Here is a 15,775-nt window from a genome sequence, read left to right on the forward strand (position 1 = left end):
AGCCAAAATTCGTGCACAGACATATTACTTTTCTTTTCTTTATAATTGGATTTTGCTCTACGGAATTACATGCACAAAATTTAAATTTAAATTTAAAAATTATTGGAGAAACAAATGATGAAACCGAAATAATTGAAGGATTTATTTACAATAACACACACATTGATTATAATTCAATTATCAATGAAGCGGATTCACTGCAACAAAAAATAATTAAATCCGGATATATTGAAAGCGAACGCAATCTGTTAGAAAAAATAAACGATAGTTCATTTCAGATACAATTTCAACTCCATACTAAATACGACTCAATTCAAATACACTACAACACTTATGATATTAATAAAAAAATAATTGATAATATTTCACAAAAAAGCTTTGATGGTTTTTTTAACACTCCTTTTAGTACTATCGAACAAGTTCTTCAAAATATAAACACCAAAATAGCACAAAATGGTTTTCCGTTTACAAAAACTAAACTTTCAGGTATAAAAATTAAAAAAAACAAAACTTTAGTAGCTCAACTTATAATTATAAAAAATCAAAACAAACGTAGTCTAGATAATATTGTAATTAAAGGTTATGAAAAATTTCCGAAAACATATTTAAGAAAATTCTTAAAGATCACACCCGAGCAAACTTTTAATATTGAAACAATAAAAAGGAAGCTAAACGCAATAAAAAATATACGTTTTGCAAAACAAACAAAAGCACCAGAAGTTTTATTTACAAAAGATTCGACTACCTTATATATATATCTTGAAAAATCGAAGAGTAATACTTTTGATGGTTTTCTAGGTTTTAGCACCAATGAAGAAACAAACAAAATAGATTTTAATGGTTATATAAATTTAGAACTTAATAACAATCTTAATTATGGCGAATCTTTTAACTTAATCTATAAAAGTGATGAAAGCGAGCAAAAGAACTTTGAAATAAATTTGAATATGCCCTATCTATTTTCATCACCAATTGGAACAGAAATATCACTAAAAATAATAAAAAGAGACAGCTCATTTACCTCAATAAATCAAAAAGCAAATGTTTTTTATCAATTAAACCAAAAAAACAGAATATTTTTAGGACTAGAAAGTACAGAATCTAATAATCTATTAGATGATAATTCTAATTTAGAAATAGCAGACTATAAAAGCAACCTCTATAATGTAAAATATATTTTTGAAAACAGGCAAGGCAATAATTCGCTTTTTCAAATAAAAAGCAATGTCCAAATAAAATTTGGTTTAGGAAAACGAAAAACAAGTAATGCTAGCGAAAATCAAAAGAAAATAGAAATTGATGGATTCCATAGTTTTCAGTTAAACAAAAAAAACAGCATATACACAAGATTAAACGCAGCACTAATAGATTCAGATAACTATTATGAGAATGAACTCTTTCGGTTTGGTGGTATAAACTCTATAAGAGGTTTTAAAGAAAACAGCATACTCGCCAATAACTATATACTTCTAAATACAGAATACAGGTATCTTTTAAGTACAGGTATTTACGCACATACAATTATAGACTTTACGCAATTCGAGAATGAAATCTCTAACACTAAAGAAAATCTATATGGCTTTGGTTTTGGTTTTGGGATAACAACAAAGGCAGGGTTATTAAGATTTAACTTTGCGAATGGGAAAACCGCAACACAAAATTTCAAATTCTCAAATAGTAAAATTCACCTCAGTTTAATATCACTATTTTAGTTTTAAAAGGTCCGAAAAAGTATTTTTTTGAAAAAAAATGAAATTTTAACCAATAAATATTGTTTTATTAACTTTTTATTATGATTTTTGACACAGACTAATTCAAATAAAAAATAAAATGAAAACAAAGTTTAGTGGAATTCTAACGCTATTACTAGCGTTTGTTGTGCAACTCACGTTCGCACAGGGAAAAACAATTTCAGGTACCATCTCCGATGGAGACAATTTACCGTTACCTGGAGTTAATGTTCTTGTTAAAGGTACAAGTAATGGTACTACAACAGATTTTGACGGTAATTATTCAATCTCAGCAAAAACAGGAGATATCCTTGTATACTCTTATGTTGGTAACACAGTTGAAGAAACAGTAGGTGCTGAAAACAACATAAATTTTGTTATGAGTGAAAACACTCTTGACGAAGTTGTAATTACAGCACTTGGTATTAAAAGAAAAAAGGATGAAGTTACAACAGTTTACCAAGAGGTAAAAACTGAAGAACTTACTAAAGCTAACAACCCTAGTGTTGTAAATAGTTTATCTGGTAAAGTTTCTGGTTTAACAATTACGCAAAACTCTAATGGTGTTTCTGGTGGTACAAGAATTGTATTACGTGGTAACCGTTCTATTTCTGGTAACAACCAGGCGTTAATAGTTATTGATGGAGCAATTTCAACAACAGGTATCTTAAATGCTTTAGATCCGAATCAAATTGATTCAGTAAACGTTATTAAAGGTGCTGCTGGTTCTGCATTATACGGTTCTCAAGGATCAAATGGTGTAATTGTTGTTTCAACAAAAACAACAACCAAAGGAGAAAAGATGACTGTTCAAGTTAACTCTTCTATAGACTTTGAGTCTGTCGCTTATGTTCCAGAAAAACAGACTAGATATGGTCAAGGTTGGGATTTAGGTAATGGTTTTGAAAACGTTATTTATGAAAACGGTGGTTGGGGACCAGAATTTGACGGACAAGTTGTTCCTGTTGGATTACCTCAAGCTGATGGAACTTTTATTACTGCACCTTACGAATCAAGAGGAGCTGATCATATTAAAGAATTCTTTCAAACAGGTTTAACAAGACAAAATTCTATTTCTGTTTCTTCAGGTGGTGCTGATGGTTTCATCACATTAGGTGCAAGAAATGTTAACACTGAATTTGTTGTACAAAACGATAAAAGAAAAAGAAACACTTTAACATTAAGAGCTGGTAAAACTGCAGGAAACTGGAGTGCTGGTGGTAATGTAGTATATACAAACTCTACTGTAGAGCGTCATAACGGCGATTTGTATACACAGTTATTACAATCTGCAACAAACATTCCTATCCAAAGTTTTGAGAATTCTGGAAATGAAGGTCACTGGAATGCATATTTCACAAACCCTTATTGGAATTTACAAAACCAAAGAACTCAAGGTGAGAACAACAACATCAGTTTACAAGGTGATTTAGGATATAGAGTTAACGATAATATTTCTTTTAAATTATTAAGTAATGCTCGTATTTTTGAAGGTAATAGTTTATCATATCAAAATGGTTATACTGAACCTCAAGAAATTCGTGACAATACTGGTGCTGACAGATCTTTACTATCTAGTTTTAGTTTCCAGAACTTTAGACAAAGTACTTACTATACCGATTTCTTTGTAAACTTAGATTACGATTTAACCGAAGATGTTTCTTTTGGAGCTAATATTGGTGTAAACAACCAATACTTCAAAAACAGTTCTACTACAGTTGGTGGTGAAGGTTTAACAATACCTGGTATTTACACTGCAGCAAATTTAAACAATGGAGTAGATGATGCACGTAGTGGAGACACTAGAGCAAGTTCTGCTACCATTTCAACTTTCGCAAATTTAGATTTCGGATATAAAGATTTCTTATTCGTAACTCTAACTGGTAGAAATGACTGGTCTTCTAGATTAGCAAAATCTAAGCAATCTTTCTTTTATCCAGCAGTGAGTATGTCTTTCTTACCAACAAAAGCATTTGATGGTATGAAGAGTGATGTATTAAACTACATGAAGATAACTGCAGCTTATGTAAAAGTAGGTAACGCCGGTGGTGTTGGAACTTATGCAATTCAACAATTTGTAAATACTGCAGGTGGTTTTCCATTCGGTGGTCAAAACTCATTTGTTGTTGATAGAACAATAACAGATCCTTTAATTAATCCTGAATTTTTAACAACTTTTGAAGTTGGTGCAAATGTTGGAATGTTTAAAGATAGATTAACTATCGATGCTAGTTACTCTTCATTTACTGGTACAGATCAAATTACTAGTGTTGCCGCTTCTGCTGCTTCTGGAATTTCTAGAGCTACAGTAAACGTTGCAGAAACTGAGGGTACAGCTTTTGAAGTTGATTTAGGTGTTAAGGTTATTAAAACTGATGATATCAACTGGAACGTAAATATTGGTTATTCTACAACAAATAACGAAGTAACTAAAGTAACAGATCAAGCTGATCAAGTATCGCTAGGTGGTTTTGCAGGATTTGCTGAAGTATTTGCTATTAAAGGAGAAGCTTTCCCAGTTATTCAAACTAACTATTACGAAAGAGATCCTCAAGGTCGTGTTTTAATCGATCCTACAAGTGGTAACCCAATTGAAGCTTCTGGTTTAAAAATTGCAGGTAGAACTACACCTAAGCATACTGTAAACTTAAATACAGCTTTTAACTATAAAAACTGGTCATTACAAGCGACTATGGATTATAGAACTGGACATGTATTTTACTCAGATACTAAATCAAACTTAACTTGGTCAGGTCACGCTGTTGAAACAGCTCAAGGTGGTCGTGGTTCATTTATATTCCCTAACTCTGCAATAGAGACATCTCCAGGTGTATATGTAGCAAACACAAGTGTGCCTTCTGCTGGACCTAATGCAGGTGCTTACATTAACTTCTTCGGATTATATAGAGGAGTTGGTGAAAACCACGTATTAGATGCAACTGCATTTAAAGTTAGAGAATTGTCTTTAAGTTACGACTTAAACAAAGAGTATTTAGAGAACACATTTATTTCAGGTTTAAGAATTAGTGCTACAGCTAGAAATCCTTTTGTAGTTTTACCTTCTGAAAACAGAGGATATAACGATCCGGAATCTGGTTTTTCTACTGGTAACGCTCAAGGTATTACTACGCAAGCTGGTAACTATCCTCCAACAAGAACATTTGGTTTAGGATTAAACTTAACTTTTTAAAAAAAAATTATGAAAAAATATATTAAAATAGGAATTGCATTGCTTTTTATAGGAGCAGCATTCAATTCTTGTGAAGGTGCCTTAGACATTAATGAATCTGAAGTCAATTTCACAACAGACTTAGTAAATCCCGATTTACTATTAGCAGGTGCTATACAAGCACCAAGAGGTCAATTTGAAGTTACTACTAGTGAATTAGGTAGTATCTTAATGAACCAATGGGCTGGTGACATCAACAATGTTACAGGTGGGTTTCAAGATGAATTTAGATTAAATATTACACAAAACTTCTATACATCAATTTGGCAAAACTTATACAGAGGTATGGGTACTTACCAAGCAATCATTGATTCTGAAGGAGACGCATATAATAACCATAAAGCGATAGCAAGAATATTAAAATCTTACTATTTTCAATACATTATTGACCTTTATGGAGATGCACCTTACTCACAAGCTTTACAAGGAGGTGATACATTAACTCCTGCTTATGACGATGCACAAACTGTATATAGAGCTCTAGTTGAAGATATCAACTTAGCATTAGCAACTTTTGCGAATTCAGGTGATTATTTACCAGTAGGGACTGAAGATACTGTATTTCAAGGTGATTTAAATGGATGGGCTCAAGTAGCAAATACATTAAAATTAAGAATCTTATTACGTCAATCAGAAATGGGTGGTGAAACTGCTACTTATTTAGCTACAGAATTTGCAACATTAGATAATAACTTTGTGACTACAGATGCTGTTTTAAATCCAGGTTATGTACTAGAAACTAATAGAATGAGTCCATTCTGGGCAAACTATGGTTTTGATATTGAAGACAATGCAACTTTTGATCATGACTTTATTGTACCATCAGAGTACTTCGAAAAGTTTTTAAAAGGAGACAACCAGACTGATGCTAACAATACTCCAGGTGCTTTACCAGGAACAGGGAAAAACGATACAAGACTTGATCGTTTCTTTGATGCCTCAACAGGTGTACCAGGAAATGGTGTTACAGGTGTTGTGCAAGGTGCTACAAATACAACTGCTCCAACAGATTTATCTGAACCAGGACCAGGGTTATTAAGAAGTTTCGATCAAGACAGTTATATCTTTACTGCTTCAGAAAGTTTCTTTTTACAAGCTGAAGCTATTGAAAGAGGTTATATGTCAGGAAACGCTCAAGCTATGTTTGAGGCTGGAATTACTGCTTCATTTAACTTATTAGGAAACCCAGGAGATGCAGCAGCATACATTTTAGATTCTCAAACTGCAAATAGAATTGGTTGGACTGGATCTGCGAACAAAATTGAGGCTATCATGACGCAAAAATGGATAGCGCTTTCTGGATTCAATGCTATAGAGTCGTTTATCGACTACAATAGAACTGGATTTCCAAACGTTCCATTATCTGTTATTGCTGAAAAACCATCAAGACCAGTTAGATTACTTTACCCAGCTTCAGAATTTTCAACTAACTCAGGAAATGTGCCTTCGCAACAGACTTCTGATGCTTTTAGTGACAAAATTTTCTGGGATGTTAATTAATAAAATTGTTAAAAATTAGAAAAATGAAAAAATTAAAATTAGTATTATTCGCAGTAGTTTTAGCTACATTAAATTTCTCTTGTTTAGTAGATGATTCTACTGGAGACGATGCACTTAACGCCCTTGGAGAGTCTAGCTACATCGTTGGATTTTCAAACGGAACAGCTTTATTAAGTTATTTCGAAGACATAGGAGCTATTGAAAAAGAATTTCCAATTGACTTCTTAGGAGGACAAGACGGAAACTTGGCAAGTGCCTTAACTATAAACTATAGTATAGACCCTTTATCTTCTGCTACAGAAGGTCAAGAATTTAATTTTGTTGACACTTCTGGAACTGTAACTATAGCCGCAGGTGGAAGTTTTGCTCAATTCCCATTATTAGTTAATACTGGTGGATTAGATCCAGATGTACCTACAGAATTGATTTTAAACTTAGATTCAGTTACTGGTGCAGATGCTGTAATTTCTGCTCTAGGAGACCAATTAAAAATCACTTTTGTTGGATGTCAAACCGGTCTAGATAGCTTTACTTACGCTGTAATTTCAGTAAGAAGCGACGGTGTTACTGTAGATCAAGGTGTTGCAGATCTTAGAAATACAGGTCCTAACACATTAAAAACAAGAACTACAGGTCCTTGGGGATTAAACTCAATAGCTGATGACACAGGTTTAACATTCACAGATGTTTGTGGAGACTTAAACATTGATGCTCAAAATTTAATGGAAACGTATTCTAATCAAGTTACAGGAACAAACTTAGCTGGAGCTGATGGACAAGTTGATGCTAATGGTGACTTTTCATTATCATATGAAATCACATTTGGTACTGGACCACTTACCCACATAGACGATTACACAAAACTTTAATAAACACAAATTATGAAAAATACATATATTAAATTATTAGCTTTACTATTTATTGCTTCTGCTTCTGTGTCGTGTGTAAACGATGATGAAACATTTGGAATAAATGATAATAAAGCTACGGCTACAACTTCGGTTACGTCGTTATCACTTGCTGAAGGTGAAAGTGGAGTTATTCCTTTTACACTAAGTAATGCGATTAACAAACCTTCTCAATTTAAAATTGAATTAGTTGGAGGAAATGGTGGACAGGATGACATTACTGCTGGTGATGGTTATACAGATGCTGACACAGGTATTTACCAGGATGGTTTCGAAATAACTGTTCCTGCTTATGTAAGTAGCTTTGAAATCCCAGTTAACGCTGTATTAGATTTAGATCAAACTGAAGGTAATGAAACTCTTACTTTAAAAATTAGTGCTGCCGGTGTAAGAACTATTCTTACTCCTAAAGCTTATATCGTAGAAGTAAGTATTCAAGATTATGAATATTGCATGTGGGAGCTTCAAGTAATGGATGGCTATGCTGATTCTTGGCAAGGTGCTACTATTACATTTACTGATGATAACCAAGTAAGCGTTTATCCTGATGGAGATTGGGATGATGACGCCGAAACGTATCAAATACCTGTAGGTCGTAACGGTAACTTTTCTATCACTTACTTATCTGGTTCAACTGGAGATCAACCTAATGCACCGGGTGCACCTGGATATGAGGAAGAAAACTCATATACTTTAACGGCTCCAAACGGTACTGTTTTTAGTGATGGTCCTGTTCCTACTGTTGGCGTAATAGCTAGTGGTACAGGAAGTCTTTGTAATTAAAATAAATTATACGTAATACTTATTAAAAACCACCCTGACTTTCAAGGTGGTTTTTTTATTTGCCCTGATTATGAGATTAATAATTCTAATACCCTTTTTTTTAACAACAGTCGTTGTTTTTAGTCAAAACACTGTTGGAACTTTGCTAAACACAGAAGATTCATACAACGGTTATACATTACTTTCGCCAATAAGATCTACAGAAACTTACCTCATAAATAATTGTGGTGAAGTAATTAACCAATGGAGCAGTACATTTTTGCCTGGAGCATCGGTTTATTTATTGGAAGATGGCAGCCTTTTAAGAACAGGAAAAGTTAACAATTCCGAAATAAATCTTGGAGGCCTAGGAGGTAAAATTGAACTATTCGATTGGAATGGTAATATAATTTGGGAATACCTACACTCATCAACTACATTTTCACAACATCATGACATATATCCTTTACCTAATGGTAATATTTTAATGTTAAGCGCGGAAATAATGACACAACAAGAAGCTATCCAAGCAGGTAGAGATCCATTATTACTAAGTGACGGTAAACTCTATAATGAACAAATTCTAGAGCTTGAACCCGTGGGAATAAATCAAGCTAATATTGTATGGGAATGGAATATTAAAGATCATTTAATTCAAGATCTTGATATAAATAAAGATAACTTCGGAATAATTGAAAACAATCCACAACTTCTAAATATAAATTTTCTTAACGGTGGAAATCCAGTGGCAAACTGGCTGCATATTAATTCTATCCAATTTAGTGAGACTTTAGACCAAATTATTTTAAGCAGCAGAAAATTAAGTGAAATATACATTATAGACCACTCTACAACAACTTTAGAAGCATCTTCATCTAATGGTGGCACATATAATAAAGGTGGTGATTTCCTCTATAGGTGGGGTAATCTAGAAGCTTATGGTAAGGGAACTAACGCTAATCAAACACTGGATTCACAGCATTATCCGCATTGGATTCCTGATTCACTAACAGATGAAGGAAAAATCATGATCTTTAATAACGGCAATTCTACTGGCATTTCTTCATTAGAAATTATTAATCCTCCAACCTCTTTACCAGGAGAATATATATACAACACTACTAATGGTTATGGACCATTAACTTCAGAGTGGAACTATACTTCACCTATTCCAACAGATTTTTTTTCTTCGATACTTTCAAGTGGCCAACGTTTACCAAATGGTAATACATTAATTTGTGATGGTGATTCCGGGTATTTTATTGAAATAGATAACAATAAAGATATTGTTTGGGAATACGTAAACCCAGATACCGCAGATGGTATTCTTTCTCAAGGTGAAACGCCTACAACTAATTTCGTGTTTAGAGCATTAAAGTTTCCTTTAGATTATCCAGCATTTATAGGTAGAGATTTAACACCTGGGGATCCAATAGAAATAAACCCTGATTTAAGCGATTGTAACTTACTTAATGTTTTAGACTATACTTTAGAAAAATCTAGTATTAAACTATATCCTAATCCTGTGGTAGATTACTTAACCATTGAATACCCAAAAAAAATAAACAGTATTGAAGTGTATACAATATTTGGTAAGCTATTAAAGAAAGTAAGAAATACCAAAAAAATTAAGTTTAGTAAAATGGCTTCTGGTTTTTATTTAGTTAAAATAAATACCGATGATGGTTCAATTACTAAAAAAATAGTGAAAGCATAATTATTATGCAATATATGACACAGAAGAAATACAACAAATAATTATTGTTTAAAAGCTTTTATTGAATCCTTGACTACTAATTATTTGTAGAATTAGATGCACTTTAGAGCCAAAAACAAATTTTACACGAACCTTTGAAAAGTTAAATCTGTTATCAAAAACAAACATCAAAGGATTGTGGCTAACATTTCTACATTTAGATTTAAGGATTTGGATGCATTGACTGAAAACACAAAAGACTTAGCAAATCTACTTAGTTATTTGATAGAGATTAGTATGGTGGAATTGAGTGTACAATTACAAGTGGTACTTATACTCCATGTAACATAAGTTTCCAACAAATATTATTATATAAATCACATCTATTTGAGGTAGTTCTTTTATTTATGTGAAAAAGGAAATGAAAAAAATATTAATTTTACTGTTATTATTTACGACTATTACAATACTCCATTCTCAAAATACGGTAGGGACAATAACAAATACAAATGATGCTTACAATGGGTTAACTTTACTCTATCCCGATAACTCTAACGAAACTTACCTTATTAATAATTGTGGACAAGTTATACATCAGTGGACAAGTAATTATACACCTGGAGCTTCAGCATACCTATTAGAAAATGGTAACCTACTTAGAACTGGAAAATAGCTAATCCGGATATTACTATTGGAGGTATAGGCGGAAAATTGGAGTTGTTTGATTGGGATAACAATTTATTATGGGAATATAACTATTCATCACCAAACCATACTCAACATCATGACGTATACCCACTGCCTAATGGTAATATACTTATGCTTGCTTTATCAATAATGACTAGTTCAGAAGCAGTTCAAGCAGGAAGAGACCCTTCATTAATAAGTGAAGGTGAAATTTTCAATGAACAAATACTTGAATTATAACCAGTTGGCAATGTAGGAGTTAATATTGTGTGGGAATGGAACATAAAGGATCATCTTATTCAAGGTTTTGACAGTACGAAAGATAATTTTGGTGTTGTTCAAGACAATCCGAAAATTTTAATTTTCAACTTTGTTAACGGTGATACCCCAGTAGCAAACTGGTTACATTTTAATTCTTTACAATATAATGAGAGTTTAGATCAAATCCTTTTAAGTAGTCGAAAACTAAGCGAAATATTTATTATTGACCATTCTACAACAACTCAAGAAGCGGCATTACATACTGGTGGTATATATGGTAAAGGAGGGGATTTACTTTATAGATGGGGAAATATAGCAGATTATAATAAAGGAGATTATACAGATAAGACATTAGATGGTCAGCATTATCCGCATTGGATTCCAGATACTTTCACAGATGGAGGAAAAATTATGCTATTTAACAACGGTAATACTGTTGGATATTCTTCTCTAGAAATAATTAACCAACTTGTAAGTTCTCCAGGTGTATATTCTTACAATAATACATCAGGCTAAGGGCCAAGCGCATCAGAATGGAATTATACTTCACCAACACCTACAGATTTATTTTCGTCAATCCTTTCAAGTGGCCAACGTTTACCTAATGGTAACACATTAATTTGTGATGGTGATTCTGGCTATTTTCTTGAGATTGACACTAATAACACTATAGTTTGGGTATACGCCAATCCAGATTCTGCAACTGGTATTTTATCTCAAGGAGATATTGGCTCCTTAAATTTTACCTTTAGAGCTAAAAATTTTCCATTAGATTACCCTGCGTTTGTAGGAAAAAGTATGATACCTGGTGATCCTGTAGAAACAAATCCAGATTTAAGCAATTGTAATTTACTTAGTATTAATGAAAATCCTTTGGATGAAGCTAGTATTAAACTATCCCCAAATCCAGTGGTCGATAATTTAACCATTGAATATTCAAAAGAAATAAAAAGTATAGAGGTGTATACACTATTTGGACAGTTGTTAAAGAGAGTAACAAATACCAAAAATATTAAGTTTGGAAAATTAGTCTCTGGTTTTTATTTAGTTAAAATAAGCACTGATGAAGGTTCATTTACTAAAAAAATATTGAAAGATTAATTATTACGCAATATATAACGCAGAGCCTGATTTATATCAGGCTCTTTTTTATACCTTTACCACAATGGAAAATAGCACACAAATATTTGGTTTAAGAGCAGTAATTGAAGCAATTAATGCAAAAGAAACAGTAGACAAGGTTTTTTTACAAAAAGGCCTTAAAGGCGAGTTATTTAATGAATTGGAAGCGCTCTTGAGACAGAAAGGAATCAATTCATCTTACGTTCCTATAGAAAAGTTAAACAGATTAACAAAAAACAACCATCAAGGTGTTGTGGCACAGATTTCTCCAATTGAATTTCATGATTTAGATGCATTGGTTGAAAAAACAATAGAAAGTGGTGCCACTCCTCTATTTATATTGTTAGATCAAATTAGTGATGTTAGAAATTTTGGTGCCATTATTAGAACTGCCGAATGTACAGGTGTCCATGGTATTATAGTACAAAAAAAGGGTGGTGCTCCCATTAATGGAGATACCATAAAAACGAGTGCTGGTGCAGTATTTAAAGTGCCAATTTGTAAAGTTGATCATATTAAAGATGCCATGTTCCATATGCAAGCTAGTGGCATAAAGGTAATTGCAGCTACAGAAAAAACTGAAGACACTATTTTCGATATTTCATTTAAAGAGCCTTGTGCTATTATAATGGGAAGCGAAGGACGTGGAATTAATCCTTCTGTGTTAAAACTTGTAGATGCTAAAGCTAAACTACCATTATTAGGTGAAATTGAGTCTCTAAATGTTTCTGTTGCTTGTGGTGCGTTTTTGTATGAAGCTGTAAGACAACGAAGATAATAATCAGTCTTCAGTAGATAGTTTTTCTTTGTTTTCTTTAAAAATATAATGAATAGTAGATTTTCCTTGTATGTCTATTTTCGTATTAGAACTATTTAATTGTTCTAATAACATTTCAGATTCAAGTACAATTTTATCATCAGTTTCACTAGTGTCAATAAAGTTTCCATTTTCATCAAAATGCTTTAAAAATTCATCTTCTTCTTCATTATAATTCGGTTCTTCCCAAACATATTTTTTTGGTTTTGAAATATCTTTCCTGAAAATGAAAGCAAAAATTAATCCCGTTATCAAACCTGCGGTGTGCCCTTCCCAAGAAATTTGCTCATCTATAGGAAAAGCATACATAAACATACTTCCATAAAGAAATACGACTATTAACGATAAAGCTATTAATCGATAATGTCTAGCAAAAATACCTTTAAAGAAATTGAAACTAAATAACACATAGATTAATCCACTTGCTCCAATATGATAAGACGGTCTTCCTATTAACCAAGTTATAAATCCAGAGATTAAAATACCGTAGATAACCACTTTGAAAGCAATAGGTCTATAGAAATAAAATAATGCCGAAGACAGCACAAATAAAGGAATGGTATTAGAATACAAATGCTTAATTCCAGAATGAATAAACGGACTAAATAAGATACCTCGTAAGCCTTTTAATGTTTGAGGATATACGCCATATTTATTGAAACGCAAACCAAAACGGATTTCGATTGCAAAAACCAGCCAAATTAATAGTACAAATAGTAGCGGATACAAAAGGGTATCTAAAGTATAGGTGAAAGCCTGTTCTTGTTTTTTCATATTTATATAAATATAGCAATTTGTAATCCATTTTTAAAAATGGTGATACAATGTCAGTTAAATAAGAATTACAAAAGACTTCAAAATAACATAAAAAAATGTTTAATTTTACTTTATGAATATTCCTTTAGCCGAAAGATTAAGACCCAAAATACTAGCAGATTACGTTAGCCAAGCACATTTAGTTGGTGAAAATGGCACGCTAACCAAACAAATTAATCTAGGCATGATAGCTTCGATGATTTTTTGGGGACCTCCAGGAATAGGTAAAACAACTCTCGCAAATATTATTGCCGAAACTTCTGGTAGACCTTTTTACACCTTAAGTGCCATTAGTTCTGGTGTTAAAGATGTTCGCGAAGTGATTGAAAAAGCAAAACAAAGTGGCGGCTTGTTTACTTCCAAAAATCCAATTTTGTTTATAGATGAAATTCACCGATTTAGCAAATCTCAACAAGATTCGCTTTTACAAGCGGTAGAAAAAGGTTGGGTAACTTTAATTGGTGCTACAACAGAAAATCCAAGTTTTGAAGTTATTCCGGCATTATTGTCACGTTGTCAGGTTTATGTATTAAAACCGTTTGAAAAAAAGGATTTAGAAGTGCTTTTAAAACGTGCAATAGAAAATGATGAGCTCATATCTAAAAAGAAGATAAAACTTAAAGAAACAGATGCATTATTGAGGCTGTCTGGTGGTGATGCTAGAAAGTTACTTAATATTTTCGAGCTCATAGTAAATTCTGATCCATCCGATAAAATAACGATCACTAATGCATCGGTTTTAGAGAACGTGCAAAACAATACTGTTCGTTATGATAAAACTGGCGAGCAACATTACGATATTGTTTCGGCTTTTATAAAATCTATTCGTGGAAGCGACCCTAATGCAGCAGTTTATTATTTAGCAAGAATGGTTGAAGGTGGTGAGGATGTGAAATTTATTGCAAGACGACTACTCATTTTAGCCAGCGAAGATATTGGTAATGCCAACCCAACAGCCTTGGTGATGGCCAATACAACGTTTCAAGCAGTCTCAACAATTGGTTACCCAGAATCCAGAATAATATTAAGCCAATGCGCAACCTATTTAGCTTGTTCACCAAAAAGCAATGCTGCTTATATGGCTATTGGTAATGCGCAACAACTAGTAAAACAAACTGGAGATCTATCTGTACCTTTAGCGATTAGAAATGCACCTACAAAACTAATGCAAGAGATTGGTTATGGTGAAAACTATAAGTATTCACACAACTACGATAATAATTTTATCTCACAGGAATTTTTACCAAAAGAAATTATTGACACCAAACTTTACGACCCTGGAAATAATGCCAGAGAACATGCGCAACGGGAATTTTTAAAAGCACGTTGGAAAGAAAAGTATGACTATTAAAATTTAATATCCAAGGCCATTAATTTTAAATCATTTCCTTTTGCTTCGGCAATAACCCATTTTCCGTTTAGCTTGTAAATTATAGCATCTCTATCTTTTACTATATACAAATCTGTTTTACCTGAAAATAAAATGGTGTAAATTTTATCTCCATTACTATTTAATAGATTATAAGTAAGCCCACTTTTAGGAATAGCTTCTGCTATTAATCTACTATTATTAAATTCCAGAATTTCCTGGGTATCCTCCTCCTGTTTTTCTTTCGTTTTTATTAAAAGTACTTTAGGAGCATTTTCCACAACTACTACTTTTTCGTTTTTTAAGACTTTAATTTCATCTTTTAATTTCTCGATTTCCTTCTGCTCCTCTTGTATTACTTCAACCGCGTCGTTAGCAGTTATTGCATTTTCAGGATTATAACTATAGTTAGTCTTTTCAATACTTTTAAAAGCACTTCTTAAAGCTTGATTGTATGCAACTTTATAATTTTTCTCTCTAGATTCTCCTTGAGCACTAGTAAAAATTAGTTCATTTTTACAATTTCTTAATTGTACAGACAGCTTTGTCTTAAACATATTAGAATCTTTTAAAACATCTGCTTTTAAACCTAAACAATTATTTTTACCGTAATCACTAGGGAACGTTTCATCTTCCAATATAGCTTCAAAATTATACTTTTCGAAAAGAAATTTCGTGAGTGAATTAATTTTATATTGATCTGCTTCCTTTAAAAAATCAAACTTTTTAGGGATGATTATATACTTATAATCGTTTAAACTTTGTTGAGCAGAAACGGAAGTTAAAGCGACTAAAGTAAATAAAATTAATACTGTGTTTTTCATGTGTTTATAAGGGTTTTTAAAAAAAAACAATCAAATGCTGTTCACTATTCTCTT

Annotated in this window: 13 protein-coding genes; 11 read left to right on the forward strand and 2 right to left on the reverse strand. The window is 32.4% G+C overall.

All coding sequences use genetic code 11. The annotated features are described in order from the left end of the window. Nucleotides 1-11: 11 nt before the first annotated feature. From RH82_RS14965 to rlmB, 10 genes are all read left to right on the forward strand, one after another. Nucleotides 12-1,712 (forward strand): ShlB/FhaC/HecB family hemolysin secretion/activation protein, encoded by a 1,701-nt coding sequence (locus RH82_RS14965; protein ID WP_052158371.1) that lies wholly within the window; start codon nt 12-14, stop codon nt 1,710-1,712. Between the two features lie 118 nt (nt 1,713-1,830). After that, nucleotides 1,831-4,920: a SusC/RagA family TonB-linked outer membrane protein gene (locus RH82_RS14970; RefSeq protein ID WP_052158372.1), complete on the forward strand. Its 3,090-nt coding sequence runs from the start codon at nt 1,831-1,833 to the stop codon at nt 4,918-4,920. A gap of 9 nt (nt 4,921-4,929) precedes the next feature. Further along, entirely contained in the window at nt 4,930-6,459 is a 1,530-nt protein-coding gene (locus tag RH82_RS17990) for a SusD/RagB family nutrient-binding outer membrane lipoprotein (protein WP_052158373.1), read from the forward strand. Between the two features lie 23 nt (nt 6,460-6,482). Further along, nucleotides 6,483-7,328 (forward strand): hypothetical protein, encoded by an 846-nt coding sequence (locus RH82_RS14980; RefSeq protein ID WP_034061932.1) that lies wholly within the window; start codon nt 6,483-6,485, stop codon nt 7,326-7,328. Between the two features lie 12 nt (nt 7,329-7,340). Beyond that, the gene (locus tag RH82_RS14985) at nt 7,341-8,150 is read left to right on the forward strand and encodes a hypothetical protein (protein WP_034061934.1); all 810 of its coding nucleotides are present in this window, start codon (nt 7,341-7,343) and stop codon (nt 8,148-8,150) included. Between the two features lie 70 nt (nt 8,151-8,220). Further along, nucleotides 8,221-9,846, forward strand: coding sequence for an aryl-sulfate sulfotransferase (locus RH82_RS14990; RefSeq protein WP_241148080.1), 1,626 nt, complete (start codon nt 8,221-8,223; stop codon nt 9,844-9,846). Nucleotides 9,847-10,246: 400 nt separating this feature from the next. Then, nucleotides 10,247-10,498 (forward strand): hypothetical protein, encoded by a 252-nt coding sequence (locus RH82_RS18940; protein WP_241148081.1) that lies wholly within the window; start codon nt 10,247-10,249, stop codon nt 10,496-10,498. A 281-nt stretch (nt 10,499-10,779) separates the two neighbouring features. Further along, on the forward strand, nt 10,780-11,289 hold the full coding sequence (locus RH82_RS18945) for an aryl-sulfate sulfotransferase (RefSeq protein ID WP_241148082.1): 510 nt from the start codon (nt 10,780-10,782) through the stop codon (nt 11,287-11,289). A 282-nt stretch (nt 11,290-11,571) separates the two neighbouring features. Next, a complete protein-coding gene (locus RH82_RS18950) occupies nt 11,572-11,874 on the forward strand; it encodes a T9SS type A sorting domain-containing protein (RefSeq protein ID WP_241148083.1) in 303 nt (100 codons plus the stop codon). Between the two features lie 64 nt (nt 11,875-11,938). Then, complete coding sequence (gene rlmB / locus RH82_RS15000) at nt 11,939-12,673, forward strand: 23S rRNA (guanosine(2251)-2'-O)-methyltransferase RlmB (protein ID WP_034061937.1); 735 nt, start codon at nt 11,939-11,941, stop codon at nt 12,671-12,673. Nucleotides 12,674-12,676: 3 nt separating this feature from the next. Here the strand turns inward: rlmB and RH82_RS15005 are convergent, their stop codons facing one another. Beyond that, on the reverse strand, nt 12,677-13,486 hold the full coding sequence (locus RH82_RS15005; protein ID WP_034061939.1) for a rhomboid family intramembrane serine protease: 810 nt from the start codon (nt 13,484-13,486) through the stop codon (nt 12,677-12,679). Between the two features lie 115 nt (nt 13,487-13,601). Here RH82_RS15005 and RH82_RS15010 point away from each other — a divergent pair, with 115 nt between their 5' ends. Beyond that, nucleotides 13,602-14,879, forward strand: a complete 1,278-nt coding sequence (locus tag RH82_RS15010; RefSeq protein ID WP_034061942.1) for a replication-associated recombination protein A — start codon at nt 13,602-13,604, stop codon at nt 14,877-14,879. Here the strand turns inward: RH82_RS15010 and RH82_RS17995 are convergent. Next, on the reverse strand, nt 14,876-15,721 hold the full coding sequence (locus RH82_RS17995; RefSeq protein ID WP_052158374.1) for a hypothetical protein: 846 nt from the start codon (nt 15,719-15,721) through the stop codon (nt 14,876-14,878). The two genes, RH82_RS15010 and RH82_RS17995, sit on opposite strands and share 4 nt — an antisense overlap. Nucleotides 15,722-15,775 lie beyond the last annotated feature (54 nt).

Origin of the sequence: Lacinutrix jangbogonensis, from assembly GCF_000797445.1 — a bacterium.
GTDB lineage: Bacteria > Bacteroidota > Bacteroidia > Flavobacteriales > Flavobacteriaceae > Lacinutrix > Lacinutrix jangbogonensis.